The organism is Gloeobacter kilaueensis JS1, assembly GCF_000484535.1.
GTDB lineage: Bacteria > Cyanobacteriota > Cyanobacteriia > Gloeobacterales > Gloeobacteraceae > Gloeobacter > Gloeobacter kilaueensis.
This window is the reverse complement of sequence record NC_022600.1, coordinates 2,181,235-2,206,765: the sequence shown is the minus strand read 5'-3', so window position 1 is coordinate 2,206,765 and position 25,531 is coordinate 2,181,235. Positions and strand designations below refer to the sequence as shown.

26 protein-coding genes are annotated in these 25,531 nt (G+C 60.4%); 16 read left to right on the top strand and 10 right to left on the bottom strand.

Annotated features, from left to right (window positions below):
• Both GKIL_RS10195 and GKIL_RS10190 read right to left on the bottom strand, forming a co-directional pair.
• Positions 1-366: a DUF2237 family protein gene (locus GKIL_RS10195; protein WP_023173474.1), complete on the bottom strand. Its 366-nt coding sequence runs from the start codon at positions 364-366 to the stop codon at positions 1-3.
• Between the two features lie 328 nt (positions 367-694).
• Positions 695-1,690 (bottom strand): NAD(P)/FAD-dependent oxidoreductase, encoded by a 996-nt coding sequence (locus tag GKIL_RS10190; RefSeq protein ID WP_023173473.1) that lies wholly within the window; start codon positions 1,688-1,690, stop codon positions 695-697.
• A gap of 101 nt (positions 1,691-1,791) precedes the next feature.
• Here GKIL_RS10190 and GKIL_RS10185 point away from each other — a divergent pair, with 101 nt between their 5' ends.
• The 4 genes from GKIL_RS10185 to GKIL_RS10170 all read left to right on the top strand — a co-directional run bounded on the left by GKIL_RS10185 (position 1,792) and on the right by GKIL_RS10170 (position 4,035).
• Entirely contained in the window at positions 1,792-2,685 is an 894-nt protein-coding gene (locus tag GKIL_RS10185) for a dockerin type I repeat-containing protein (protein ID WP_023173471.1), read from the top strand.
• 127 nt (positions 2,686-2,812) lie between these two features.
• Positions 2,813-3,205, top strand: a complete 393-nt coding sequence (locus tag GKIL_RS10180) for a hypothetical protein (RefSeq protein WP_023173470.1) — start codon at positions 2,813-2,815, stop codon at positions 3,203-3,205.
• A 12-nt stretch (positions 3,206-3,217) separates the two neighbouring features.
• Positions 3,218-3,601 carry a phage holin family protein gene (locus tag GKIL_RS10175; protein ID WP_023173468.1) on the top strand — a complete coding sequence of 128 codons (384 nt, stop codon included), beginning with the start codon at positions 3,218-3,220 and terminating at the stop codon, positions 3,599-3,601.
• On the top strand, positions 3,580-4,035 hold the full coding sequence (locus tag GKIL_RS10170) for a hypothetical protein (protein WP_023173467.1): 456 nt from the start codon (positions 3,580-3,582) through the stop codon (positions 4,033-4,035). The genes GKIL_RS10175 and GKIL_RS10170 overlap by 22 nt, the downstream gene beginning before the upstream one ends.
• On the opposite strand, the gene GKIL_RS10165 is transcribed toward GKIL_RS10170, so the two are convergent.
• Positions 4,029-4,547: an NAD(P)H-quinone oxidoreductase subunit J gene (locus tag GKIL_RS10165; protein ID WP_023173466.1), complete on the bottom strand. Its 519-nt coding sequence runs from the start codon at positions 4,545-4,547 to the stop codon at positions 4,029-4,031. The two genes, GKIL_RS10170 and GKIL_RS10165, sit on opposite strands and share 7 nt — an antisense overlap.
• A complete protein-coding gene (gene nuoB / locus GKIL_RS10160; RefSeq protein WP_023173465.1) occupies positions 4,528-5,256 on the bottom strand; it encodes an NADH-quinone oxidoreductase subunit NuoB in 729 nt (242 codons plus the stop codon). Before nuoB ends, GKIL_RS10165 begins: the two co-directional genes overlap by 20 nt.
• Before the next feature lie 175 nt (positions 5,257-5,431).
• On the opposite strand from nuoB, the gene GKIL_RS10155 reads away from it, so the two are divergent.
• The 3 genes from GKIL_RS10155 (at position 5,432) to GKIL_RS10145 (ending at position 8,099) form a co-directional block, all read left to right on the top strand.
• A complete protein-coding gene (locus tag GKIL_RS10155) occupies positions 5,432-6,595 on the top strand; it encodes a class I SAM-dependent methyltransferase (protein WP_041243874.1) in 1,164 nt (387 codons plus the stop codon).
• Between the two features lie 81 nt (positions 6,596-6,676).
• Positions 6,677-7,861 (top strand): NAD(P)H-quinone oxidoreductase subunit H, encoded by a 1,185-nt coding sequence (locus tag GKIL_RS10150; protein ID WP_023173463.1) that lies wholly within the window; start codon positions 6,677-6,679, stop codon positions 7,859-7,861.
• A gap of 25 nt (positions 7,862-7,886) precedes the next feature.
• Positions 7,887-8,099 (top strand): hypothetical protein, encoded by a 213-nt coding sequence (locus GKIL_RS10145; protein ID WP_023173462.1) that lies wholly within the window; start codon positions 7,887-7,889, stop codon positions 8,097-8,099.
• Here GKIL_RS10145 and GKIL_RS10140 read toward each other — a convergent pair.
• The 3 genes from GKIL_RS10140 to GKIL_RS10130 all read right to left on the bottom strand — a co-directional run bounded on the left by GKIL_RS10140 (position 8,096) and on the right by GKIL_RS10130 (position 13,283).
• The gene (locus GKIL_RS10140; protein WP_023173461.1) at positions 8,096-10,210 is read right to left on the bottom strand and encodes a S9 family peptidase; all 2,115 of its coding nucleotides are present in this window, start codon (positions 10,208-10,210) and stop codon (positions 8,096-8,098) included. The genes GKIL_RS10145 and GKIL_RS10140 overlap by 4 nt on opposite strands.
• An 80-nt stretch (positions 10,211-10,290) precedes the next feature.
• Positions 10,291-10,833 (bottom strand): hypothetical protein, encoded by a 543-nt coding sequence (locus GKIL_RS10135; protein WP_023173460.1) that lies wholly within the window; start codon positions 10,831-10,833, stop codon positions 10,291-10,293.
• A gap of 14 nt (positions 10,834-10,847) precedes the next feature.
• On the bottom strand, positions 10,848-13,283 hold the full coding sequence (locus GKIL_RS10130; protein ID WP_023173458.1) for a penicillin acylase family protein: 2,436 nt from the start codon (positions 13,281-13,283) through the stop codon (positions 10,848-10,850).
• A gap of 303 nt (positions 13,284-13,586) precedes the next feature.
• Between GKIL_RS10130 and GKIL_RS10125 the strand changes: the two genes are divergently transcribed.
• The 6 genes from GKIL_RS10125 to GKIL_RS10100 all read left to right on the top strand — a co-directional run bounded on the left by GKIL_RS10125 (position 13,587) and on the right by GKIL_RS10100 (position 16,936).
• Positions 13,587-13,946, top strand: a complete 360-nt coding sequence (locus GKIL_RS10125; RefSeq protein ID WP_023173456.1) for a hypothetical protein — start codon at positions 13,587-13,589, stop codon at positions 13,944-13,946.
• Positions 13,947-14,039: 93 nt separating this feature from the next.
• Entirely contained in the window at positions 14,040-14,570 is a 531-nt protein-coding gene (locus GKIL_RS10120; RefSeq protein WP_023173455.1) for a cupin domain-containing protein, read from the top strand.
• Positions 14,571-14,648: 78 nt separating this feature from the next.
• The gene (locus GKIL_RS10115) at positions 14,649-15,077 is read left to right on the top strand and encodes an NfeD family protein (protein WP_023173454.1); all 429 of its coding nucleotides are present in this window, start codon (positions 14,649-14,651) and stop codon (positions 15,075-15,077) included.
• A 34-nt stretch (positions 15,078-15,111) separates the two neighbouring features.
• A complete protein-coding gene (locus GKIL_RS10110) occupies positions 15,112-16,041 on the top strand; it encodes an SPFH domain-containing protein (RefSeq protein ID WP_041244621.1) in 930 nt (309 codons plus the stop codon).
• 4 nt (positions 16,042-16,045) lie between these two features.
• Positions 16,046-16,561 carry a gamma carbonic anhydrase family protein gene (locus tag GKIL_RS10105; RefSeq protein ID WP_023173452.1) on the top strand — a complete coding sequence of 172 codons (516 nt, stop codon included), beginning with the start codon at positions 16,046-16,048 and terminating at the stop codon, positions 16,559-16,561.
• Positions 16,562-16,657: 96 nt separating this feature from the next.
• Positions 16,658-16,936, top strand: a complete 279-nt coding sequence (locus tag GKIL_RS10100; RefSeq protein ID WP_023173451.1) for a hypothetical protein — start codon at positions 16,658-16,660, stop codon at positions 16,934-16,936.
• 71 nt (positions 16,937-17,007) lie between these two features.
• Here GKIL_RS10100 and GKIL_RS10095 read toward each other — a convergent pair whose 3' ends face one another.
• On the bottom strand, positions 17,008-18,180 hold the full coding sequence (locus GKIL_RS10095; RefSeq protein WP_023173450.1) for a hypothetical protein: 1,173 nt from the start codon (positions 18,178-18,180) through the stop codon (positions 17,008-17,010).
• 278 nt (positions 18,181-18,458) lie between these two features.
• Between GKIL_RS10095 and gpmI the strand changes: the two genes are divergently transcribed.
• The 3 genes from gpmI (at position 18,459) to GKIL_RS10075 (ending at position 22,049) form a co-directional block, all read left to right on the top strand.
• Positions 18,459-20,060 carry a 2,3-bisphosphoglycerate-independent phosphoglycerate mutase gene (gene gpmI, locus GKIL_RS10085; protein WP_023173449.1) on the top strand — a complete coding sequence of 534 codons (1,602 nt, stop codon included), beginning with the start codon at positions 18,459-18,461 and terminating at the stop codon, positions 20,058-20,060.
• Positions 20,011-21,048 carry a hypothetical protein gene (locus tag GKIL_RS10080; protein WP_023173448.1) on the top strand — a complete coding sequence of 346 codons (1,038 nt, stop codon included), beginning with the start codon at positions 20,011-20,013 and terminating at the stop codon, positions 21,046-21,048. The genes gpmI and GKIL_RS10080 overlap by 50 nt, the downstream gene beginning before the upstream one ends.
• Positions 21,049-21,131: 83 nt before the next feature.
• Positions 21,132-22,049 carry a hypothetical protein gene (locus tag GKIL_RS10075; RefSeq protein ID WP_187293912.1) on the top strand — a complete coding sequence of 306 codons (918 nt, stop codon included), beginning with the start codon at positions 21,132-21,134 and terminating at the stop codon, positions 22,047-22,049.
• Between the two features lie 206 nt (positions 22,050-22,255).
• On the opposite strand, the gene GKIL_RS10070 is transcribed toward GKIL_RS10075, so the two are convergent.
• Both GKIL_RS10070 and GKIL_RS10065 read right to left on the bottom strand, forming a co-directional pair.
• Positions 22,256-23,167, bottom strand: a complete 912-nt coding sequence (locus GKIL_RS10070; RefSeq protein ID WP_023173446.1) for an alpha/beta fold hydrolase — start codon at positions 23,165-23,167, stop codon at positions 22,256-22,258.
• A gap of 55 nt (positions 23,168-23,222) precedes the next feature.
• Positions 23,223-25,499, bottom strand: coding sequence for a M28 family metallopeptidase (locus GKIL_RS10065; RefSeq protein ID WP_023173445.1), 2,277 nt, complete (start codon positions 25,497-25,499; stop codon positions 23,223-23,225).
• Between the last annotated feature and the right edge of the window lie 32 nt (positions 25,500-25,531).

Sequence of the window (25,531 nt, the reverse complement as noted above, 5' to 3'; positions counted from 1 at the left end):
TCAGTCGATGCTGTGCGCCTTGAGATCCGCGAGCGAAACCGTCCGCAGGGCAGCCTCGTGGGTCGCCGCCAGGACCACCGGCGGGGCCACCCCATCGCGCAGCGCCTCAAGCCAGCGCGCCGCACAAAGGCACCAGCAATCGCCCGGCTTGAGGCCAGGAAAGCGCGCCGCCGGTACGGGAGTCGAAAGGTCGTTGCCCATCGCCCGCGTGTAGCTCAAAAAAGCTTCGCTGACGCGGGCACAGACTACGTGTACTCCGCTATCTTCGGGCCCGGTCTCGCAGAGGCCAGTGCGGTAAAAGCCAGTCAGTGGGGATTGGCAGCAGGTCTGCAGGGGGCCGCCGAGGACGTTCTTTGCCTGTGACATCGAAAAGCCCGCACAGATTGATGCGCCTACCGTATCACACTGGTGCGTTCAATCAGACCAGCTTCAAGCTCACACCGCGCAGGTCAGGGGGCTTGGGATCCAATAGGAGCTGGTCGTTCTTTTGCTTTTTTGGGTAGTGACTAAGACCGTCCCCCACCCCTCCACACCCCCCCTGCCCCCCCTCTCCTCCCCTGCCCCCGCTGGGCAGGGGAGGAGAGGGGGGGTTCACTGTAACTGGGCTGCAGGGGGGATGGGTGAGGACAATCAGGGAGTCTGGCAGGAGCAGCTGCAGGGGGGATGGGTGAAGGCGGGCAGGGGCCTTGAGCTGTTAAACCACTTCGGGCTGGCGCAGGTTTTCGAGCCACTTGCGCGCCGGTTGCTCGCGCCGGATCTCCTTCCAGATCGCGGTGGCGGCCAAGGTGCCGTCGGCGACGGCGATCGAAACCTGGTTGAGGCCCTTTTTAAGATCGCCTACGGCGAAGAGGCGCGGGTGGGAGGTGCGGCAGTAGCCGTCGGTAACGATGTCTTCGCTGTCTTTTTGGAGGTCCAGACCTTCGAGGTATTCGTTGTGGCGGATCGAGCCCATCGAGACAAGGCCCGTGTCTACTTTGAGCACGGTGCCGTCGGTAAATTCGATGCCGTCCATCACGTGGTCGCGGCCCAGGAAGCGGGCAATCGGTTTTTCGATGAGCGGATAGCCGTGCTCGGCCAGCTTGGTGCGCATCGCCTCACTGACCGGAAAAGCGCCCTGGGTGAGAACGCTGATGTAGGGGGTGAACCAGCTCAGAAAAAAGGCGGTGTTGATCGCAGACTCGCTGCCTGCGATCAGGGCGGCACGCTGGTCGGTCATCTCGTGGCCGTCGCAGATCAAGCAGACGTGCAGGTTGTAGCCCGCGTACTCGTAGACATTTTGCATATCGGCCAGATGCGGCAGTACGTCGATGAGACCGCTCGCCGCGATCAGGTACTTCGAGCGGAAGACCGGGTACTCGCTATTTTTGAGGCGGTACTTGACGCGCACGGCAAACTCGCCGCCAGTATCCTGTACCGACTCGACAAAGCCATTCAGCCAGTCGGCCCCGTAGTCGAGGGCCATCATCCTGCCCCCCTCGATCAGTTCTTTGCCGCTGATCACAGCCGGAAGGTAATTCCAGAGCTTTTGCATCCAGAAGGAGCGGCCCCGTCCTTTTTCGATGACGAGCACCTTCAGGTTGTAGCGGGCGAGATACACCGCCGCCGACAATCCACCGGCTCCCCCGCCGACCACGATCACGTCGTACAGTTCTTGCTGCTTGGCTTCGAGATGTTCGTGTTTGAGAATCACGGCTGTGCTTCGCTCTGGGGTACTTTCCTATTGTCTCTAATTTCGCGTCCGGCCCACAATGGAGGGGGAACCTGGGCCAGCCGGAGGCTGTCAAAAGAGCAGTGGCAATCTTTCAAAGTCCAATCAGATTCTCTGGGCCGGTCGCTGCCCTGGTGCTGTTGCTGGCGGTCGGGCCGCTCAGCGCCCAGACGGCGGGGGATCTCAACGGCGATGGCAAGGTGGACCGCGCTGACCTGGGCCTTTTAGAACAGTACCTGGACGGCTCGGGACTGCTCGACGGCGATCAAAGTGCGCGCGCCGATCTCAACGGCGACGGTGTAGTAAATAGCAAGGACGCCAACCGCCTGCGCCAGCAACTGGGTATCGCCACCGTCGATGAACCGACCCTCAATGGCCGTGCCAGCAGCGATCGGGCGAATAGTCGCCGGGGCGGCTACCGGGCGAGTGCAAGTAGCTCTGCCTTCCAGCTCGGGGTGGCGGATGTGGTGCCGGAGTGGGTGCGCGGTAGCTGGCGCTTTCAATCGCAGATCTACGACGCGCGCGGTGGCTTTGGTGGCGGCAACAATTACCAGAGCGAGCAGCTCAGTCTACCCGGCGACCTCTCGAAGCTCTACAGCACCTACAAGGTGCAGACCGGCGAGCGCCTCGACCGGCTGTGCTGGCAGGTAAACGACTACAGCGATGCGCGCTTTAGCTTTACCGAGCAACTGCGCGATCAAGGCGGAGCGGTCTATGCTTCGACCGCAGACATTCTCAACCGTGGACCCGGCCAGGCTGAGATCCGGATTCGGGTCGAAGTGCTCGATGCCGGCAGCGGCCAGGGGGGCGGCGGTCTTTTGGGCGGCCTGTTCGGCTTTTTATTTAACGGCGGCAGACCGATGGGCAGCTTATCGGCGGGCGACTACTACGTGCGCGGCGGTCCGATGGAGCGCGTTGCTGGTTCTGAGCGCACCCGCCTGCCGGATGTCGATCTCGCTTCTTTGCGCTGCCGTTAGCACCCAAAGCGGATTCTACCCTTCGGCGGGGCCGATTTCTCTCTCGCGAACAATGTCTGCAACTCGATTGCAACCTATTCTGGGGGATACGTGACCCAGAAGCAAAAGACGGTTGTAAAAGACGATTATGGAAAGCCAGACGAACCACATTCCAGGCGCTGCAAATCCGCTCGAAGAAGAGCAAAAAGTCCATCGGAGCGAAGACACTCCCGGTAGTGACAGGCAGTCAGAAAACCTCCAGCAGGTGAAGGGGCGGATCGACGATGTAATCGACGGCACCGCGAGCAAGCTGCACACTGTCGCCGACAAGCTCGAAAATTACGGCGAGCCCGGTACCCAGGTGGGCAGGCTCAGCAGCGGCGTCGCAGGGACGATCCGCAGGGGTGCGGAGTACCTCGAATCGACCGACACCGACGAACTGGGCGAACAATTCAAAAAGCAGATCCGCAAGCAGCCTCTGCTGAGCGTCGGTGGCGCGTTCGTCGTTGGTTTTCTTCTCGCCCGTCTCATCAAGAGTTAGCAGGAGAGCGCAATGCAACGCTACACCGAGACAAATGTCGGCAGTCTGCTCTCTCAGCTCATTGCTCAGATGGAACAGTTGCTCGCTGCCCACCTGCGCCTCGCTTATCAGGAAATGGTTTCAGACGGCAAGCAGTTCGCTGTGCAGTCGGTCGGCATTGCGGCTGGGGGCATCCTTGCCATTCTTGGCCTTGCTTTTATCGGCGTCACGCTGATGCACGCTCTTGAAATCTGGCTTGCTCCCTGGCTGGCCAGTTTGATCGTCGCCGTCGTCTTTTTAGGCGGTGGCGGCCTTCTGGCGCTGTTGTCGCTGCGCCGCATCCAGAATATCGAACCGGCTATCCGCACCCGCGAAGAAACCCAGGAGACGATCGCATGGCTGACACGCAAGCAATAACCCGACAGGACCGCGACGACATCAAAGCGGCCAGTAGCGTGAGTGAGGCCGAGCAGTTGCCCGCCGAGCGGGAAATCCGGCGCACCCGCGCCCAGATCTCCCAGACGACCGCCCTGTTGCAGCAGCAGCTACGCGCCAATATGAGCTGGCAGCTGTGGCTCTACCGCTACCCTTATCAGGCCGTTGCTCTGGCAGCGGCAGCAGGGATCGTCGCGGGTTTTGCCCTGCCAGGTGGTCGCCCCAGCCGCAGCAACCGCCCGGCGAAACCGGGGGCAACGCCCACGCGCCGCGAAGCAGAGCTGATCAAGCAGACGGGGCAGAACACCCTGGTGGCCACCGTGCTCACCAATGTCGCCACGACGGTGCTCCGCGAAGGAGCACAGTACCTGGCAAAGCGCTTCTTCGATGACCCGCGCCAGCCGGACGCTCAGTAGGCGTCCTGCAACTCGTAGAGATCCGGGGTGACGTAGTCCTTGCGCAGGGGCCAGCCCATGACATCTTCCTGGCTCAGGATACGGATCAAGTTGGGATGGCCCTCGTAGACGATGCCGAACATGTCGAACGACTCGCGCTCCTGCCAGTCCGCCGCCTTCCAGAGCCAATAGACCGAGGGCACCCTCGGGTTGTCGCGGGGCAAGAAGACCTTCAGCCGCACCTCGGGGGGCGTGCGCAGATTGTCGCCCACCTGGGTGAGCTGGTAGACGCTCACGAGCCTTTCGCCTGCCCCCTCGTCGTAGCCGCACTGCAGCCGCAGGTAGTTGAACCCGGCTTCGCGCAGGGCCTTTGCAACCTGCAGCAGATCCTGGGGGGCGACGCTGATCATTTCGACTTTGTCCTGGCCGTAGCCCAAAAATTCAGCGCTCAGGTTTTGCTGCTGAAGCAGGAGCGTGTACGGGCCGGGCTGGACCGGTTCGATCGCTGTATTTTCAGCGGGCGGTGTTTCCATCGCGGTTCTCCAGTTCTAGAGGTGGGCGGCTGACATCCAGAGCCTGCTGCATTTCGAGGGCGGCGGCGATGGCGGGCGGCATCTGCTGGCGGCTTTCCATGCGCAGGTACTCTTTGTCGAGCACGTCCGGGATCGCCTTGAGATTGTGGCTGAGGGTGTAGTAGCGGTGGGTCTGGTTCTGGTGGTTGCCCCGCTCGCGAAAATCTTCTGCCCCCATTTTTTTGCGCAGTTTGATGATCGCATCGAAGATCGCTTCGGGACGGGGCGGGCAACCGGGCAGGTAGACATCGACCGGGATCAGTTTGTCCACCCCCCGCACGGCGGTGTAGGAGTCGGCGGAGAACATGCCGCCGGTGATCGTGCAGGCACCCATGGCGATCACGTACTTGGGTTCGGGCATCTGCTGGTAGAGCTGCACCAGCACATCGGAAAATTTGGTCGTGATCGTTCCGGCAGTGATGATGAGGTCCGCCTGCCGGGGCGAGCTACGGGGCACCAGACCGAAGCGATCAAAGTCGAAGCGCGCCCCGATGAGGGCGGCGAACTCGATAAAGCAGCAGGCGGTGCCGTACATCAGGGGCCAGACGCTGGAGAGCCGCGCCCAGTTGTACAGGTCGTTGAGCGTCGTGAGGACAACATTGTTGCTGAGCTCGGAAGTAATTTCCGGTAACTCAGGTGGATACATCATCTGCTGAAGCTTTTCGTCCATCGTTTCCCGTAAATTTCCCGGCGGAGGCACCGCCGGAGAGTGCCCACACTCTAAGTTTTCTAGTAAATGATCAGCCTCTAACCATCGGGGTATTTGCCGGCCAGGGGCGTCACCGGAGCGCAATCTTTCTCTGGGCGGAAGTACCGCAGCACGGCGGTCCACTTCAATACATCTCATGGGCGAAAACAGTGCATCTCCCCTTGAGCAGGTGATGGGCAAACGGATAGCTGCCAGTCCGCAAAAGCGGATCAGCTTTGCGGTATTTATGGACCTCGCCCTCTACCACCCCCGCTACGGCTACTACAGCCGTCCAGCCGAGGCGATTGGGGCCGGGGGCGACTACTACACGGCACCGCACCTGGGGCCGGATTTTGGCGAACTGCTGGCGGTGCAATTTGTCGAGATCTGGCAGCGGCTCGCAGAGCCGGAACCGTTCGATCTGGTGGAGATAGGAGCGGGCCAGGGACTGCTTGCCGCCGACATCTTAGAGTACATCCACGCCCAGGCACCGGCGATGGGGGCTGGGCTGCGCTACACGCTCATCGAGCGCTCAGGGACGCTCGCTGCTCAACAAAAAAAGCGGCTCCGTGCGTTCGATGTCCGCTGGCAGTCGCTGGAGGCGATCGAAGAGCAAGCGATCACCGGCGTGCTCTTTTGCAACGAACTGCTCGACGCCCTGCCGGTGCATCGCTTTTGTGTAGAAAACGGACAGTTGCAGGAGGTCTTTGTGGAGGTGAGCGAGGACGGGCACGGCTTTCGCCCGGTGCTCGCGCCGCCATCGACGCCCCGTCTGGAAGCCCATCTAAACGCCCTGGGTCTGCGAGTCGAAGATTTACCCGATGGCTTTACAAGTGAGATCAACCTGGCAGCCCTCGACTGGCTCACCGAAGTGGAGCGCGTCCTGAGACGGGGCTTTGTCCTGATTATCGATTACGGCTACACCGCCAATCAGTACTACAGGCCGGTGCGCTCGGAGGGCACCCTCCAGTGCTACTACCGCCACACCCTCCAGGCCGATCCCTACAGGCACATCGGCAGCCAGGATCTGACGAGCCACGTCGATTTCACTGCCCTCACCCAGCAGGCGGAAGCGCTTGGATTGCGGACCGTAGGCTTTACCCGGCAGAATTTTTTTCTCTGGGCTCTGGGGCTGGGAGAGCGGCTCGCAGCCCTGGGCACCCCTACCAGCTACGAGCAACTGCAGGAGCGGCTGCGCCGCCGGGAGGCGCTCCAGCAACTGGTCAAACCCGATGGCCTCGGTGAATTTGGCGTACTTGTCCTCAGCAAGAACGTGGATGAGAAGGAGGCAGGGTTGCGCGGTCTGACTGCGCAGCTGTAATTCGCCGCAATCCCCCCGCAGGTACATTGCGCTGCCATAGCCCGCGACTAGCATGAGTGTGCCGCTGCCAGAAGGCTCGCCATGACTTCGATCGAGACGCGCACCGACCAGATGGTGATCAACATGGGTCCGCACCATCCTTCGACCCACGGCGTGCTGCGGCTGATCGTCACCCTCGACGGCGAGAATATCGTCGATTGCCGACCGGTGATTGGCTATCTGCACCGGGGCATGGAAAAGATCGCCGAGAACCGCACGGTGATTATGTTCTTGCCCTACGTCTCGCGCTGGGACTATACGGCGGCGATGATGAACGAGGCGGTGACAATTGCCGCTCCCGAGGTGCTGGCCGGGATCGATGTACCGAAGCGGGCGCGCTACATTCGTGTGATCATGATCGAGCTGTCGCGGATCGCCAACCACCTGATGTGGCTGGGTCCGTTTATGGCCGACCTCGGTGCCCAGTCGCCCTTCTTCTATATTTTCCGCGAACGGGAGATGATCTACGACCTGTTCGAGGCGGCCACGGGACTGCGGATGATCGGCAACAACTACTTTCGCGTCGGGGGGGTGACAGTCGATCTGCCCTACGGCTGGGTAGACAAGTGCCGCGATTTTTGCGAGTACTTTCCGGCCAAAGTAGACGAGTACGAGCGGCTCATCACCAACAACCCGATCTTCCGGCGGCGGGTCGAAAATATCGGGGTGATTGGCCGCGAGGAGGCGATCAACTGGGGGCTGTCCGGTCCGATGCTGCGCGCCTCCGGCGTCCAGTGGGACCTGCGCAAGGTGGACCCCTACGAGGTCTACGACGAATTTGACTTCGAGGTGGCCTGGGAGACGGCAGGGGACTGTCTGGCCCGCTATCTGGTGCGGATGAAGGAGATGCGCGAGTCGGTCAAGATCGTCCTGCAGGCCCTCGACAGGCTACCGGGCGGTCCCTTTGAGCAACTGGAGGCCCGCCGGCTGGCGGAAGGTCCCAAATCCGAGTGGAACAGCTTCGATTACCAGTTCATCGGCAGAAAATCGTCGCCCACCTTCAAACTGCCCACCGGCGAAGCCTATGCCCGCATCGAGGAGGCCAAGGGTGAGATGGGCGTCTACCTCATCGGCAACGACCAGACCAACCCCTGGCGCTGGAAGATTCGGCCACCGGATTTTGTCAATCTGGCCGTGTTGCCCTACCTGCTGCAGGGGGCGAAGGTGGCCGACTTGATCGTCATCCTGGGTTCGATCGACATCATCATGGGCTCGGTGGACCGCTGAGCGTCACTATCAGGAGAAAAATTGTATGTTGCTGAAGCATCGAGGGACCGACGATCTGATCGAAGTGCTCGCGATCGACGAACTGATTGCTCCGAGTGCGTCCCACATCCAGGGCCAGCTCCAGGCCGGGCAAGAGGAACAGGAAGCCCGCGCCTACGCCAAAGCCGAACTGGTCTTTCCTTCCGATGAACCTCTGCCGCGCTGCTGGGTCGATGCCCATTACCGCAACGGGAGTTAGCGGCTCGCGGTCGTTCCGGTCGTTTTTGATTTTAAGAAGCGGTCGTACCAGGCGACGTAGCGTTCGAGCCGGTCGCGGCGGTAGCTGGGCTTGCTGATGCCGTGGTGCTGACCCGGATAGATCACAAGCTGGGTATCGAGGCCCAGACTGCGTAGGGCCTGGTACATCTGCTCAGAATTGAGGAGCGGCACGTTGAAGTCCTTCTCGCCGCACAAAAACAACGTCGGTGTTGCAATCCGATCGGCGTGGAAGAAGGGGAAAGAAATTTTCATCCAGCCTTCGAGGTTACGCCAGGGGGTGCTCAGTTCCGTTTCGTAGTCGCGGATGTACTGATCGGTGCCGTAGCCGGAGAGGATATTGGCGATACTGGCACCGCTAATCGCCGCTTTGAAGCGCCTATCCTGAGCGATCGTGTAGTTGGTGAGCATCCCGCCGTAGCTCCAGCCGCCGATGCCCAAACGCTCGGGATCGGCGATACCTCCAGCGACGGCATAATCGACCGCAGCAAGGACATCCTGGGCGTCCAGGTGGCCCCAGTCGGCGTAAATCGCCTTCGAGAACACTTCACCCCGCCCCGATGAACCGCGCGGGTTGGCGGCGACGACGGCGTAACCGTTGGCGGCGAGCCACTGCCACTCAAAAGAAAAGCTGTTGCCGAACTGGCCCACCGGCCCACCGTGAATGCGCAGGAGGGCCGGGTACTTGCGGCCAGATTGATAGCCGGGGGGTTTGACCAGAAAGCCGTGGATAACGGTGCCGTCCTTGCTCGGAAAATCGATTTCGCTCACCGGCGCAAGCTGAACCGTGGCGAGCCAGTCGTCGTTCTGGCGGCTGAGGGGCAACTGTTTGCCGCCTTCGAGGGCAAAGACCTCCGGCAGGGTCGAAGCCGTACTGGCAACAATCGCGATCCGGCCACTGGTTGCGGCGCTAAACTCTTCGACCATCTGGCGTCCGCTCGTAAGAGGGCTGATCGCTCCTCCGGCCACCGGCACACTGGCTAGATAACCGGTCCGGTCGTCCTCGACGATGAAGCGGATCGAGCGCCCATCCGCACTCCAGCTGGGATGCTGGACGTTGCGATCGAGATTTGCACTGAGCAGGCGCGGCGTGCCGCCCGCCGCCGGGATCACTGCCAGGGCGTGGACAGCGTAGCCAATCAACTTCAAAGGCCCGCCCTGCAGGTAGGCGATCTGGCGGCCATCCGGACTCCAGGCGGGACGGCTCTCGTAGTCCGGGTCGTTGTCGGGACCGGCAAAATCGGTGAGCTGCCGGGGTTTTGCTCCCGCTTTGGCCTCGATGAGATAGAGATCCCAGTTGTTGTCACGATCTGCCTCTGCCCGGCGCTTGCTCACAAAGACGATCTGCTTGCTGTCGGGGGACCAGGCGGGCAGGCGCTCGTCGTAGTCGCCGGGCGTAAGCAGCATCGCCTGGCGCGTCGCCAGATCAAATAGATAAAGGTGCTTGCGGCGGTGGACCAGATAGCCGTCCTCGTCCTGCTTGAACTGAAAGCGGTCGATGACGATGGGCTTTGGCGTCTTTGTCTTTTTTAGCTGGACGTTTTTTTTGCTGTCCCCTGCCGTCGGGTTGGTCTGGATCTCGACGGTCTCTTCTTCTACCTGCGGGTCCGGATCTTCGACGATGAGCGCCAGTTTGCGGCTGTCGGGCGACCAGACGTAATCGACCACTCCGCCTTTGAAGCTTGTGATCTTCTCAGCCTCGCCGCCGGTGCGGTTGAGCAGCCAGAGCTGATCGCCCTGGTCCTTGTCGTCCTTGTCGTCTGTCTTGTCGGGCCGATCCGCCAGAAAGCCCAGGTACCGGCCATCCGGACTCCAGCGCGGCGTGTGCTCGCTGGCGCTCGAAGTCGTGAGGCGCAACTTCTCAGAACCATCCCAGCGGCTCATCCAGATGTCGCTGTCGTTTTCGTCGGCAGCAAAGTCGGGCCGCTTTACCGCGTAGGCGACCCAGTTGCCTTCCGGCGAAAACTCCGGCTCGCTCACCTCGCGCAACTGCTGCAGATCGCCGAGCTGCAGCGGGCGCAGCGGAGCCGCCTGCACCGCCGCGATCGAAATGCACACTCCAAAAAGCACACCCCACGACCCCCAGTTGCGCACGCTCAGCACTCCTGTTGTTTGCAAACCTGTACACGATACCAGGGGCGGGCGGGCCGGACCTGCTCAGGGCGAACCGCTTTTTATTCTTCGTCGCGGCCCACGTCGAAGCCGATGCGGTTGCGCTCGCTGGTGCGGTTGAGGAAGCTCTGCAGGTGCGAGTCGAGTTCAGCGAGCAGGTTGCTGAAGACCGAAGCGTAGACCGCCTCAAAGTCTTCCGGCCTGGTCGGATCGACGGTAAATTCTTCGTCGATGTGCTTGATCTTGAAATAAAAGCCTCCGTCTATTTTTTTGACCATGCAGGCGCACAGAAAGGGGCGGGGCGGCTTTGCCTTCTGCACCTCCGGGTCGTCGCTGCGCACCGCTGCGAGATCTTCGTAGAGGTTGATCCCCAAGCCCAGATAGAGGTAGGTGTCGGCGTGCAACTGCAGTGCGTCCGCCAGCGTCGTCGGCACGTACTTCTCGGCGTGGACCTTGAAGAAGGTGACTTCCTGGGGCGGACACTCCAGGTAGCCAATCAACCCTTCGATCAACTTCACCAGAAACTGGGCGCATTCCCGGCGGTACTGGATATAGTCCTGGCGCGTTTTTTTAAGAGCGTTGCAGATCTGGGCGTAGCGCGACATGGCGGCCTTCCTCTCTACTTGTCCGGCTCCAGGACCAATTTTGCCTTACTCTGAACGTCGGTGAACCGCATCGGCAGGTAGGTACCGCGCTGCCACGGCCCGATCAGATCGGCGTAGTGCTCGCTCAAGACATTGCCCGACTGGCCGGTGGTGTGCATAAAGCGCGAGGCGTCCAGCCGGGACAGATCGACGATCTGGCGGTACGAAGGGCTGTGGTACTGGTTGTACGGATCGAGGGCGCTCACGGTGGCGACGTTGACCGTAAAGCTGTCGCCGCCGTTGCCGATTGCCCGGCTGAAGAACGGTTTGAGGGCCGCCACCTTGTCGAACGGGTTGTGGGGAAAGATGGCTTGATGCACCTGCTGCCAGCGCCAGCGGGCCGGATCGTCGCTACTTTGACGGTGGGCCATATCCGCCAGACCTGCTGCCAGGGCGCGCTGCAGTGTCGTTGGACAATCTTCGCGGGCGGGAGTGCGCACGTCGTCGCACCAGGCAGGAAAACTTGTGAGAATCGCCGGAATCGCCTTGCCCAGGGTGCCCGCCCGCTGCAGGTATTCCTTTGCCAGGTCCGCTCCCAACTCGTCTGCAAAAAGCGCGGCGGGAATGTGCAGGTACCAGGCCCAGAAGATGCTCGCTCCGGCGCTCTCGGCGTCCGCACGGCCATCCCAGCGCCCCAGCTCAGCGATGGCCTGCCTGGAGCGTGCGTCGAAGGGCAGAACGCGGGCCAGCAGCGGACGCATCCGGCGGGTGAAGGTAGAAGTCGTATCCATCTGCAGGGCAGCCATGTCGTCAGCGGACAGGCGAGCGCGGGAGCGGAGCTGCTCTACGATCCGTTCGGCCCGGTAGGGCGGTGCCCAGTTGCTGCCCAGAAAGTACGGGTAACTGTCGGGAACCGGCTTGTTGTTGGCGGTGACGATCCAGCCCTCGGGCGGATCAAAAGTGTGGGGCAGCCCGGCAAAGGGAACGTAGCGCTGCCAGTCGTAGCGCCCCTGCCAGCCGGGCACGGGTACACTCCCGTCGCCCTCTGCCCGCACCGGAATCGCCCCGGCGGCGTGGTAGCCGATATGCCCGTCGCGGTCGGCGTAGATAAAATTCTGGGCCGGGGCGTTGTAGAGGCTGAGAGCGCGGGTGAACGCCTGCCAGTTCTGGGCGGTGGCAAGCTCCAAAAATGCTTCGATCGTCCGGTCCTCGTCGTCGAGGGCGCTCCAGCGCAGGGCGAGGGGCCGTTCCTGACTGCCGGCAGTACCGGTGGCGTCGCTGATCAAAGGACCGTGCCTTGTCAGGCGGACCGTGAGCACAGTGTCGTCCGCCCCTTTGACTTTGATCCGCTCAGCGATGCGAGTCAGCGGCAGCCAGCGGTTGCCCAGCCGGTAGCGGTTGCCGCTCGCATCGAGCTGTTCGATAAACAGATCCTGCACGTCCGCTTCGAGGTTGGTCACCCCCCAGGCGATCCGGGCATTGTGGCCGATGGCAAAGCCGGGCAGGCCAGGAAAGGAAGCGCCGATGGCATCGAAGTTGCCGCCTTCGACGTGGGCCAGGTACCAGACCGAGGGGATCTGAGTGCCCAGGTGGGGGTCGTTGGCAAGTAGCGGTTTGCCGGTAGTGGTATGGCGACCGGAGACGACCCAGCTGTTGCTGCCGGTGGCGAGCGGATCGGAGCCGAGCAGCTTCTGCACGTCCTGGATCTGGGCAACGAGTTGCCGGTAGGCGGGCAGGTTCACCCGTCCAGATAAACGGGTCGGGAGTTTTTTCTCCGGTTGCGCGGGGCCGGCAGAAACGATAATCGGTCCATCGCTGGTGTAGGCCGGAAATAGCTGCGCGGCGCGCTCGGTACCGACGCGGGCGATGAGGCGGCTGCGCAGCAGTTCGTCGCTGCCGGCACCGTTTAAGTTGAGGGCAAGCACTTTTTGCCAGACCATAACATCGACTGGTTGCCAGGGTTCGGGTTCAAAGCCCAACAGCGTAAATTCGACCGGCAGCTCCCCGCCGTGGTGTGCGCCGACAAAAGCGTTGATCCCGGCCACGTAAGCTTCGATGAACCGTTTCATCTGCGGTCGTTGCCGCTGCCAGGCGGTTTGCGCCGCCCGGCAAAGCCCAACCGTGCGCAAAAAGCGATCGGTCTTAAGCGTGGCCTCGCCCAAAATTTCTGAAAGTCGGCCACAGCCGATGCGGCGCTGGAACTCCATCTGCCAGAGCCGGTCCTGGGCGTGGACGTAGCCCAGGCCAAAAAGGGCGTCCGCAGCCGTCGCTGCCTTGATGTGGGGTACTGCATCGCGGTCCCGGCTGATCGTAACCGTTGCAGTAATCCCTTTTACCTGCACAGTTCCGTCAACCACCGGCAGGTTCCTGCGCAGCCACAGGTACGCACCGGCACCAGTCAGCACCACGAGCACACCCAGCGCGCCCAGCACCTGCAGCAGCCTTTTTGCCCAGGTCCGTCCTTTGAGCATCGTTCACCCCGCGCAATCCCGTTCAATCCTAGGCTCTGGATCTAGAACCCCTCCTTTTGAAGAAGAGGGAGAGTAATAAGTATTCTTTCGCCTCTCTATCGTCCCAGCGCGCTGCAGGACGGGCTTTCTGTGCCCACGAAGGCGTCAAAGTCGGGGGGGCGGGTTGGATCCAGCTCCTAGAAATCAGAAAAATGCTCGGAACCAACTGTTCCAAGTTAGCCTGCAAATGTACCTGCGGTTTTAGATTCAAAAAGATTATAATTGATATAGAAAGACTCAATCTTTATGAAGGAGCCGCATCCTATGCGCATCCAATCCTCGATACTCGTTCCCCTCGGTTTCGGTAAATATGTGCGCTCCGATCAGGTGACGGCGGTGATTCCGATCGAGCAAGAACGCGGGCCTGGCCGCCGCAGCTTTGTCTGTCTTTTGGGTCAGCCGGAGCCCATCGTCGCCTCGCGGGCCGAAGAATCGATCGTCCGCGATCTGGTGCAGGAACCGCGCGAAGTGACCCAGGCCCGTCAGCAACAGCAAATTCTCAGCGATCTGCTCTCGGATCTGGGCAACGTCAACCCGACCGTGCGGCGCATCGCCCGCGACGAGAGCAGCCTCGATATCGATCGGCTTGAGCGGCGGATCCGCGAGGTGCTCGAAGAGGGCTGATCCTCGTAACTCTCAACTATTAAAGAAGAGCGGCTGATATTGTGATATTCTGTTCACAAAGTTAGCCGCTGTTTCTTTGTCAGGGAGGCCACGATGCAGCCGGTCTTGAACGTTTCAGCCGCGCCCGTCAATCGCTTCATCCACGGTGAGTATTTCGAATGCTGGATGACGGAACTGGCCGAACCCCTCGGCTCAAAGTCGGTGGGCGTCAACATTACCCGTGTGCCGCCGGGCAAAGCAGCCTTTCCACTGCACCATCACCACGTCAACGAAGAGCACTTTTTTATCCTGAGCGGCACCGGCGTACTGCGCTTTGGCGACAAGACCTACCCGGTGGGACCCAACGACTACGTCCTCACCCCGGCGGGCGGCCCGGAACTGGCGCACCAGTTTGTGAACACAGGCGACGGCGATCTTGTGTATCTGGCGATGTCCTCCCTGCTGCTACCGGAGGTGGTGGGCTACCCGGATTCGGACAAGACGAGCGTGCGCATCGCAACGACGGGTCAGGAATCGACCCGGTTTTTTATCCGCGACAGTGCCAAAGACGGAGTGGGTTACTGGGATGGTGAAGATGGCCAGGCGGTGAGCGCCCTCGTGCAGCAAGCGAGAACGGATACTTAAACTACCGGGTGGGCACGATTACTTAAATGTTAGTGACTTTCGCCGATAGAGGCTGAAAGCTTGCGCTAGCGTGGGTTTATGAGCGTATCGTTGCTGGTCTTCTGGGTCGCGCTGGGCATTGGCCTGTGGGTGCTGGAGTTTTTTACTCCAGCGCTGGTGGCGGGCTCAGCCGGAACGGCAGCGCTTTTGATGCTGCTGATTGGCCAGTGGATTCCCCATCCCTTCGTACAGCTTTTTGTCTTTGCCCTGGTCGCATCCATCCTGATTGTGCTCTCCCGCAAACTGGTGCCGCGCACGGATCCGGAACTGGAAAATCCCTTTTTCCAGGAGGAAGGAACTGTGACGGCGGCGATCGAACCAGGGGCGACGGGCCGAGTCGCCTTCGGCGGAACGACCTGGAATGCGCACTGCCGCAGTCTCAGCCGCGTGCCCACCGGGACGAAGGTGCTGATCGTGGGCCAGAAGGGCAATACCTTGAGCGTCGTCCCCCTCGAACCGTTGGAGTGAGCTTTCTTGCACGTTCAAGAAGGAGTTTAAGGTGATTGAATTTTTCCTGCTTGTGTTCGGTGCCGGTCTGTTGGCAACAATCATCGCCGGGGTCAAAATCATCAACCAGGGCGATGAGGCTCTCGTCGAGCGGCTGGGCCGCTTTCATACGAAGCTGACACCGGGGCTGCACATCATCATCCCGTTTATCGACAATATCGTCTTCAAAGAAACAATCCGCGAGCAGGTGCTCGATATCCAGCCGCAGCAGTGCATCACAAAAGACAACGTTGCCCTCGAAGCGGATGCGGTTATCTACTGGCGGATCATCGACACCCGGCGGGCCTACTACTCGGTGGCCAATATCCGCCAGGCGATGACCAACCTGGTGCTCACGGCCCTGCGCGCCGAGATTGGCAAGCTCGAACTCGACGAGACCTTCGCCTCGCGCAGCGAGATCAACCAGGCTCTGCTCCGCGATCTCGACGCGAGCACCGATCCCTGGGGCATCAAGGTCACCCGCGTCGAGGTGCGCAACATCGCTCCCTCGCGCACGGTGCTCGATTCGATGGAACAGCAGATGGCTGCCGAGCGCCGCAAGCGCGCTGTCATCCTCAACTCCGAAGGCGAGCGCCAGTCCGCCATCAACAGCTCCCAGGGCGAGGCCCAGGCCCGTATTACCCGCGCCGAAGCGGAGCGGCAGGAGCAGGTCCTCCAGGCTCAGGGCACCGCCGAAGCGCTGCGCACCCTGGCTGAGACCCTGCAGGATCCAAGAGCCCGCGAGGCGCTGCAATTTTATCTGGCGCGCAACTACCTCGATGTCGCCAACGCCGTCGGCGCGTCCCCGAGCAGCAAGGTGCTCTTTATGGATCCCCAATCGATCCCAGCGTCGATCAGCGCCCTTCTGGCAATGAACAATGCCGGTGACGCCGCCAACGGCTCCACCGTGCTGCCGCCCCTCAACCGCGTTCGCAACGAAGGTTGAGCGGGTGGATATTTCGGCACTGGACATCGATCTGAGCCAGCCGGACCTCAGCCCCGCCGCTTTCGTAGCACCGGGGGCGGTTGTCATTGGCAGGGTGCGGCTAGCAGCGGGCACGAGTATCTGGTACGGCGCGGTGCTGCGCGGCGATGTCGAGCGCATCGAGGTCGGCGTAGACAGCAACATTCAAGACGGGGCGATTCTCCACGGCGATCCCGGTGAACCGGTGATCGTGGGCGAGCGCGTCACGGTCGGCCATAGAGCTGTGATCCATGGGGCTACGGTCCAGGACGAGTGCCTCATCGGGATCGGGGCGATCGTCTTGGGTGGCCTTATTGTCGGCAGCCAGGCGATCGTCGCCGCCGGGGCGGTAGTCACCGCCTCCGTACCCGCCGCTACCCTCGTGGCCGGTGTACCCGCACGGGTGATCCGGCCCCTCAGGGAGGAGGAGGTGGCCGAGCGCGCCCGCCACGCCCTCAGTTATCGACAACTTGCACTGCTCTATCGGAATCATCACATTTAGTAATGCTTCCTTTTACTCTGGAACCTTTCCACTTCGATACAGGTCGTTAGAATAGAAGCAGTAAGGGCTCGCTTTCACAGAGCAGGGATAGACCAAATGTTGATTTTAAACAAGGCTTCTGTCGATCTTTGCCGCATTCGTCGTTCCAAAGACGCCCGGATCGAGACAGGTTTGCGCTTTGGCAACCAGTTGTTCTATCCCTGCGGCAGTTTTGCGCCGACGGAGATGCACGAGGCGATCAACTTTTACCGCAGTTGTCCGGGATCGACTTTGATCGTCTCAGATGACACCGGCTATCAGGTCTGGTGCCATCTGCCCGCGATGGAGTGCGTCGATACTACTGCTGAGCGGACGCTGACAGCATCGGTCGCCTGAATTTTGATGCCATTCGCACAAGCCCCTTCCCGGCCAGCTCGGGAAGGGGCGCTGTGTTTTTGAGCCGGGCGCTACTCGTGGGTTGCCGGATCATCGAGGGCCAATAACGAGAGGCAGCAGCGCAGGTGCAGGCTGCGGCACAGTTGCTGCAGGTGGGCGAGCAAGGCATCGAGCAAAGCGGCGGCCCGCGAAGGGGCGAGAGTGCCCCAGCGCATCAGCGAATAGCCCGGTTGGGTCTCGAAGCTCTGCAACAGTTGAGCCGCATCCAGCTGCGAGCGCAGATAGTTTGCGAAGAGAACGGCACTGGCACCGGCACCGATCTTTGAATGTTCGCGGCAGCGCTGCTGCCACTCGGCGAGTAGCCGGTCGGAGCGGGCTACCATCGCCAGCTGCAGGCGCACCGGTTCCAGCACCTCGCGGACGATCAGACTGCTCAGCCAGAAGATTTCTGCTTCGAGTTTGAACTGGTAGACCGAGGCGAGCGCCCGCAGCGTCGCCTCGTAGTCGTCGCGCCCGACCCGCAGGTTCCAGCCACGCCCGGCCAACCGGTTCCGCAAAGTGGCAAAGGCCCGCCAGGACGCCTGCTCGCGCTGCAGGCGATCCTCGTGCTCTTCGGCGTGCTGCCGGTCCAGTGCTTCGAGGGCCGCCTGCAGTGTTGTTAACTGTTGGAGGGCAACCTGGGTTCCGGCAAAACCCAGTCGGATCAGAAGCTGGCGGCAACTGGCAGCGGTGACGGTACGGATCCGTTCAAAGTTGGCCCGCAACTGGGTCAGGCAACCGTTCTCGTCCTCTGCGGCGAACCAATCGGCGAGGGCAGTTACCACCTGCTCGATCTGGGCGAGGGCGGCCTGGGGCGGCTGGGGCAGTTGCCGGGCTGCGGCCTGCAGGCGCAGCGTCAGCTCAAAGCTAAGGGTACTTCCTTCGGCGGTCTCGCTCAGCCTGCTCAATAGCGGCAGCGCTTCCTCCTGCTGAGCAGCGAGTCCGAGAGCAGCGAGCATCGCCGGAAGGGCGAGTGCCTCGTCGGCCAATAGTTCGTTGCGCCAGCGGTCGATGACCTCGACGGCCAGCCAGTGGGCCCAGACCGGCCAGCACGACTCTGGCAGAACGATCTCTACCAGTTGCAGTGACTGGAGGGGCTCGAAGCGCTCGGCGATGAGATCCTTCAGCGCAGCCAGCCGCCCATCGCCCGATGCCCTGAGATAGAGCAGCGTGTCCTCGTCCAATGGCGGCACATCTGTGGGCAATCTCTGCACTCCTTTCCCGCTTTAATGGTAAGGGAATGATTCTGCAGCCACGGCTACAGCAGCCCTTGCTTCTAGAAGTTGTAAGAGCCAGAGTGTCTAGCTGGCTGACAAAATACTATCTGTGGCTGAAAAAGTGTCAAATCTTGTGCGAATTCAAAATTTTTGCCGCGAATACCACAAAGTATGTCGGGGATCAGTTTTACTGGTTAGACAAAGACTACTGTATCTGGGGATACCCTCTTTCGTATCCACCCGTTGCTAAAAAGTGAGCCAATCCTATGAGCACTTCTAGCCCGGTCAATCCGGTCGTTCTGGTTATTCTCGACGGATGGGGTGAGCGCGACGAAGCCGACGGCAACGCCATTGCCGCTGCCCAGACGCCAGTCTTCGACGCCCTTAAAGCCAGTTATCCTTTTACGCGCATCCAGACCAGCGGCAAGGCAGTCGGTCTGCCACGCGGCCAGATGGGCAACTCCGAAGTCGGCCACCTCAATATCGGTGCGGGCCGGATCGTTCCTCAAGAACTCGTGCGCATCAGCGATGCCGTCGAGGACGGGTCGCTGCTCACCAATCCGGCCCTCGTCGAGTTGTGCCGGACGATCCGCGCTCGCAAAGGCAAGCTGCACGCCGTCGGACTGGTCTCCGACGGTGGTGTCCACTCCCACATCGAGCACCTGTTCGGCCTGCTCGACCTGGCAAAACAACAGGGATGCGACAACCTTTACATCCACGCCTTCAGCGACGGGCGCGACACCCCACCCACTTCGGGAATCGCGTACTTCGGCCAACTACAAGAGCGCATCGCCCAGGTGGGCATCGGCACGATCGCCACCCTCGGGGGCCGCTACTTTGGCATGGACCGCGACCGGCGCTGGGACCGGATTGCCCAGGCGTATCGGGTGATGACCGAGACGGGAGAAGGCACAGGTAAATCAGCGGTCCAGACCCTGAGCGAGAGCTACGAAGCCGGGATCACCGACGAATTTATCGTGCCGGTGCGCCTTGCCGCCGGTGCCATCGAGCCGGGCGACGGCCTGATTTTCTTTAACTTCCGCCCCGACCGGGCCCGCCAGCTCACTCGCGCCTTTTTGCAGCCCGATTTTGAAGGCTTCGTCCGTCCCTACCTCGACCCGCTGGGCTTTGTGAGTTTTACCCAGTACGACGCGACTTTGCCCACCGCCGTCGCCTTTCCGCCCCAGTCCCTCGACAACCTGCTGGGGCAGGTGATTGCCAGGCAGGGATTGCGCCAGTTTCGGATTGCCGAAACCGAGAAGTATGCCCACGTCACCTACTTTTTTAACGGTGGCATCGAGGCGGCCCTGCCCGGCGAGGACCGGCTGATGGTCCAGAGCCCGTTGGTGCCTACCTACGACCTCAAACCCCAGATGGCGGCGCTTGAGGTGACCACCCAGGCGGTGAGCGCGATAACTTCGCGCCAGTACGCTCTGGTGGTGATCAACTACGCCAACCCCGACATGGTGGGCCACACCGGCAACTTCCAGGCCGCCATCCAGGCCGTTCAAACCGTCGATACCTGCCTGGGCCGGTTGCTCACCGCCTGCGTCGCCGCCGGGGGAACGCTGCTCGTCACCGCCGATCACGGCAACGCCGAGCTGATGTGGGACGAGCAGGGCCGGCCCTGGACCGCCCACACCACCAACCCGGTGCCCTTTATCTTGATCGAGAGCGAGGGACTGAAAATTCCTGGCTGGGGCACCGCCGTTGCCCTGCGCGAGGGCGGCAACCTGGGCGATATTGCGCCAACGATCCTCGATCTGCTGGGGATCGCCCAGCCGCCTGAGATGACAGGCCGCTCGCTCCTTCAAAAAAGTGACATCGAAATTCGCCAGGGCCGCAGTCCGCTTAGAGTCGGCATCTGATCCCTGCCAATCCTCAAACTGTCATGCTGGCCAGGTTTTCTACAACGTCGGCGAACTCGGTCGCGGTCTCAGCTACGGCTTCGATACAAGCAACCTGCCGTTTCTTGAGAGCAAAGCCTACGAAGAGCAACACGACAATCCCTTTTTCCAGACCGGTCAGGTGCTGGGTGACCTTGGAGCAATGGCCCAGGGCATCTTCGAGAGTTGGGACGGTGGGCTGAAAGTCGAAGCGGGTCTTGCTCTAGCGGTCCTCGGCTCAGAAAGCGGAGTAGGCATCCTGGCGGGTGGAGCCTTAGCCGGTCTGGGTGTGGCAGAGGCGGGGCATGGGATATTTGTGGCCAATCAGGCCAACGAGAACCTGCAGCAAGATTTGGGGGTGCTCTTTTCCAGGGGCGAGGGTCCAGCGAGCAGCCCGCTTGGGTATCCTGGTCGCAAGCTGGAGCCAGTGGGAGAGAAAACGGACCTGTATGCCGCCGCAAGAGATACGGCCAAAAGGCAGGGCAAGAACAGCCCTGAAGCGATACAAGCGCGCAAGTCCGCAGAGATTGAGGAAAGAGTGTCTGAGTTGCTGACGCAGAAGGGAGACAAGATTATGAGTTACGGTGATGGGAACACCCGCAAACTGCTGGACATGCCAAGAGGAGTTGACAGAACCCAAGCCTGCGATTTTGTTTCATTAACAGAAGGAGGCAAGTTCAATCTGACAGAAGTGAAAGCAAGTGATCCAGAAGGCAAGAAAGGGGCAGAAGTAGGGGAGGCAATCAACCAGCTTAGAAACACTTACTCATCTCTAATGCAAAAAATCCCTGATGCGAAACTGGGGGAAGCATCTGTTGCCATACCAGAAGGAACAGGGCTTGAAGTGGGATATACAGTAAAAGGCAATCAACTGTGGGAAGAAGCTTATGAAAACGGGAAAATGATTCAGAAGCCTGTTAAGGTTGGTGGACAAGTTGTAACTGTGAAGAGGGTACCGTGGTCCAGCTAAGCACTCTTGCATTTTGTGTAGAGGCAAAAGATTCTATTCAAATGTACTTGCAACTCCTCAGAAGGTTACTAGAGAAGGGGAACATGGTTTATATTAAACAATACAAGAATAGTGTACAGGATGAGGAAGAAATAGATAAAGAAGCCTTTCTCCTATCTGCAGATGAAATTCTCCAAGACACAATAGGATCAGATAAGAAGGTGGCTGTTTGGCTTAATTATGAGACGATTGCAAAAACTTATTACGGTTTGAATGCCACACATTGTGGCCGCTGGTTTAGATCTGGTTTCGAGTTTCTGGATAGGGGCAGGGTTTTTGCTTCATCAATTTCAATCACGGATTTAGTAGAAGCCCGAAAGAATGCTATCGAGCCCTACATTCTGCAAGAGCTGGAAGTACCGTTAGATGTAGATGAAGAAGCAAGTTTCATGTTAGACGAAGCCTTTTTTGAGTTCTTCTTACGTGCCAGTGGTTTAACCGAAAAAGAAGAGCCACTGTTCAAACATGCAGCATTCTTTCCAGAAGGAACTTGGCCCGTAATTACAGAAGGTAATCTAGTCTATCACAAAGATATCAACCAATTTTCAGCGGATTTTGCCCGGCTTTATGCCGATTACTACTGGGGTATTTATCTGTATCCTGCCTTGGAAGAAGACATGGATATTTGGAATCTAACTGCTGAGCAAAAGGAACGATTGACAAACAATCATGGGCGCAAGCCTGAGTCCATCAAAGATCGCTACAAGCGTGTGAGGAAGTATTTGTCCAGCAGAGCACATGAGATCGAAGATTTCATGGAAAGTATAAGTGAAGACCAGATGCGCGAACTATCGCAGATGCCGGGTTCGCAAATGGTCGATCTGCTCAAGCAAGCAGTCAAAGAATATCCTTACATTCAGAGCTTTGATTTTGGTAAGCGCGGGATGATGTTCAGTGGCGGTCCACTCTACACTTTGTGGCCGATTTATCATCGTGCTGCTCAGATTGCCCTTGGCAAGTGAGTCGCTGTCCTGGTTCAATCGCAGACCGCTGGACAAATACGTCTCGAATAGGTCTATCTTTACCTGGGTCTGGCAACTGCTCCCAGCCTGCCGCTCAACGCCAGCACTTCCTCCTTCAACACCGAAGCTGCCCAGGCTGCTACTGACTCCTTCCAGATGGGTGACGGAAACTCCAGAAACTACGACTCAACCTGCGGAAGCAGGGCTCAAAGTGTGCCGGGGGCTGGAGCAGGCTCCGCTGTTCCCAGTAGAGCCAGCGCCTTGTGGATGGTCGCGATCGTCGTCGCCGGCAGTTCCAGTTGGGGCGTGAGCCCGGTATCTTGAATCGTCTCAAAGAAGCGGACCTGGGGGCTGAGTTCAGCCAGGCGTCTACCGACATCCGGTCCCTCGTACTGGGATTTTTCACCCCAGAGAATGGCAGCAGGAATGCTCAGTTTCGGCAGCCAGTCGGCCAGATCGAAGGCGAGGTTGCCTTTAAGAAACGAGTAGGCCGCCCACAGCCCTTCGGGTTGGGAAGCGGAGGTGTAGTAGGCTTCGACCATCTCCTCGGTGATCCGGTTTTCGCGGACAAATAGCCGCTTGCGCAAAAAGTCGCGGATCGAGGAGCGGGTGGTGATGAGCTGCGAGTAGACCAGTTCGTTGATGAGGGGCAGATTTTCGATAAACGAAAAGAAACTGCCGTCGTATTTTTTGCCAAAGTCCCGCAGTCCGGAAGGATTGACGGCGACGATGCACTCGAACAATTCCGGCCTTTCGACAGAAAGCCAGAAAGTGAGCCCGGCAACGACGCTGGAGGCGATTGCCGTCACCTTCTCCGCGCTGGTGCGCTCGATAAATTCAGCGATGGCCGTCCGGTAGTCCTCAGGGACATAATTGCCGCTGCGGTGCTCAGAAAGCCCCCAGCCAGGCAGGTCCAGAGCGAGCACCCGATAATCACAAGCAAAGGCGGGATAGATCCTCGACCACTCATAAGAGGACGATCCGCCCCCAAAGCCGTGCAAAAAAACTAGCGTCCGCGCTCCTGTGCCCGATTCGTAGTACCGGATGCGCCCGCGCGAGGTGATCACGTCTTTAGAGCTAAAGCCCGGTGGCTGAAAAAGTACCTGTGTCTCGTCCATGGCTGAGCCGCATCGCGTCGGCTCTCATGCTAGATCGCTTTGCCCGCTCGGGCCTCTACCGCAGAGCCGAAGTGCTCTGGTAGGGCTGGAGGATGGCGCTCGCCCGGTCGATGGCGGCGGCGACGCCCTCGACGGTGGCACTCAAAAGCGGCAACTGGGTACGCGCCTCCTGCCACTGGCGCTCCTCGATCGCCTCGCGCAGGCCGGGGAGTGTCTTGACGCCGTAGCCGGTATAAAAGCCAGGGGCGTAGAACTGGTGCCGATACCAGGGACGGCGGGGTAAACCTGCCGGGTTGAGCATCGAGCGCTCGACCGCGATTAAAGCCGCATCGAGGGTGGGGGGCAGCGGTTTATTCTGAGAAGCTTCCAGAGCGAGCCGGTAGCGCTCCGCACTTGCTTTGAGTTTTGCTGCCGCCGCTTTGAGCGGGGCAAAGTCCAGTTCGGGCACAGCGTCGTCCGGTTTGGGAATCACCGTGGTCTCGGTCGGGTCGGCGACGGCGAAGAAAGTGCGCTCCTCGATCTGGCGATTTTTTTCGAGACTCGCCTCCCTCAGATCCTTCTCAAGGGCAGTGACTTCTTTGACGTACTTTTCGAGGGTGTCGGCGAGGCCCGTGAATTCAAAAGGCAGCACCTGGGCATCGGCAGCGCGCAACAGCAGGCGACCATTGGTCTGGGCGAGGGTCAGACCGTACTGGTAGCCCGGATCGATGAAGCGCTCGAAGTGATCGATCGAGTCGTAGATCGAATGGTAGGAGCCGCCCCGGCCTTCGCCGCCGTAGCCCAGATTCAGGCTTGCGATCCCCAGGTGCTGCAAGAAAGGCGAATAGTCCGAACCGGAGCCCAGGGCCGCCAGCCTCAGATCTGAGCGGTTGCGCACTTCGCGCCGCTCCTCGCCGCTAGAAGTGTAGATGCGCTGAGCGCGCAGCCGGTCCTTTACGGGCAGCTTTTTTTCGGGATCCGGCACGTCGCGGGCCACCTCGTTAAAAAAGTGCTCGAGGCTATGGGAGCCGCCCATCTCCAGAAAACCACGGGCGTTCGAGTCAGTGTTGATGTAGAGGGCCGCCTTTTTATCCAGCTCCGCTGCGTGGGTCTCCACCCACTCGGTCGAACCGATAAGCCCCGGCTCCTCGCCGTCCCAGAGGGCAAAGACGATCGTCCGCTTTGGTCGCCAGCCCCCCTTTACCAGTTCAGAGAGGGCGCGCGCCTCTTCAAGCAGTGTCACCGCTCCGCTCAATGGATCGTTTGCGCCGAACACCCAGCCGTCGTAGTGGTTGCCCCGGATAATCCACTGGTCGGGCCGCTCGCTGCCGGGCAAACGGGCGATCACGTCGTAGACCGGCACCAGCTTCCAGTCGAAGCTGAGCTTGAGATGGACCTTAGCCGGTCCCGCTCCGAGGTGGTAGGGAATGGGCAGAGCGCCCCGCCACTCCGCCGGGGCCAGAGGACCGCCGAGCGCCCCCAAAAGCGGCAGGGCGTCGGCGTAGGCGATGGGCAGCACCGGAATTTTGGTGAGCGTCGCTGCTTGAGATCGATCGAGGCGCTTTGCCCCTGGCGTCGCCCCTACGTCGGGCGTCAACGGATCGCCGGGGTAGACGGGCATATCGGCCACCGAGCCGCGCTGGGCACCGTAGGGGTTGCGCCAGGCACCTTTGGGGTAGACGTCGCCCTGGTAGTAGCCGTCGTCTTTGGGATCGGAGTAGATGATGCAGCCAATGGCCCCATGCTCCGCCGCTACCTTGGGCTTGATGCCGCGCCAGGAACCGCCGTAACGGGCGATCACGATTTTGCCCTTTACATCGATGCCGCGCCGCTCGAGTTCTTCGTAATCTTTGGGCACCCCGTAATTGACATAGACCAGTTCGCCCGTGACATCGCCGTCGATCGAGTAGGCGTTGTAGACTGGCAGCTCTCCGGCTGCCCCCGAGGTGCGGTCGGCCTTGAGCACCGGCTCGCGCAGCTTTGCTTTGAATTTTGTCGGGCCTACCAGCTCCAGCAGGCGGGTCTTTGGCTCCGGAAAAAGCGCCTCGAAGCGCTCGATTTCGACCTGATAGCCCCAGCTGCGAAATTGAGAAGCCAGGTATTCGGCATTGTCTTTTTGGGCGGCGGAGCCGACGTGGTGGGGCCGGGCCGCCAGTTTGTTAAGCGAGTTGCTCAGGTTCGCCTTTTGAAGCTGATTGTCGAACTGGGCTTCAAGGGCGCGCTCTTTATCTGTATCCGCCCGATCAAAACCAATAAGCCCCGATGCGGCAGAACCTGCGGCATCGGGGCCAGCGTGGAGTGGTAAGCAAAAACCGAGCAGGCACAGGCCGGTCAAACAAATGCGTCGAAACATCCAACCCCCAAAAAGAGCAACCTGATGGGCCG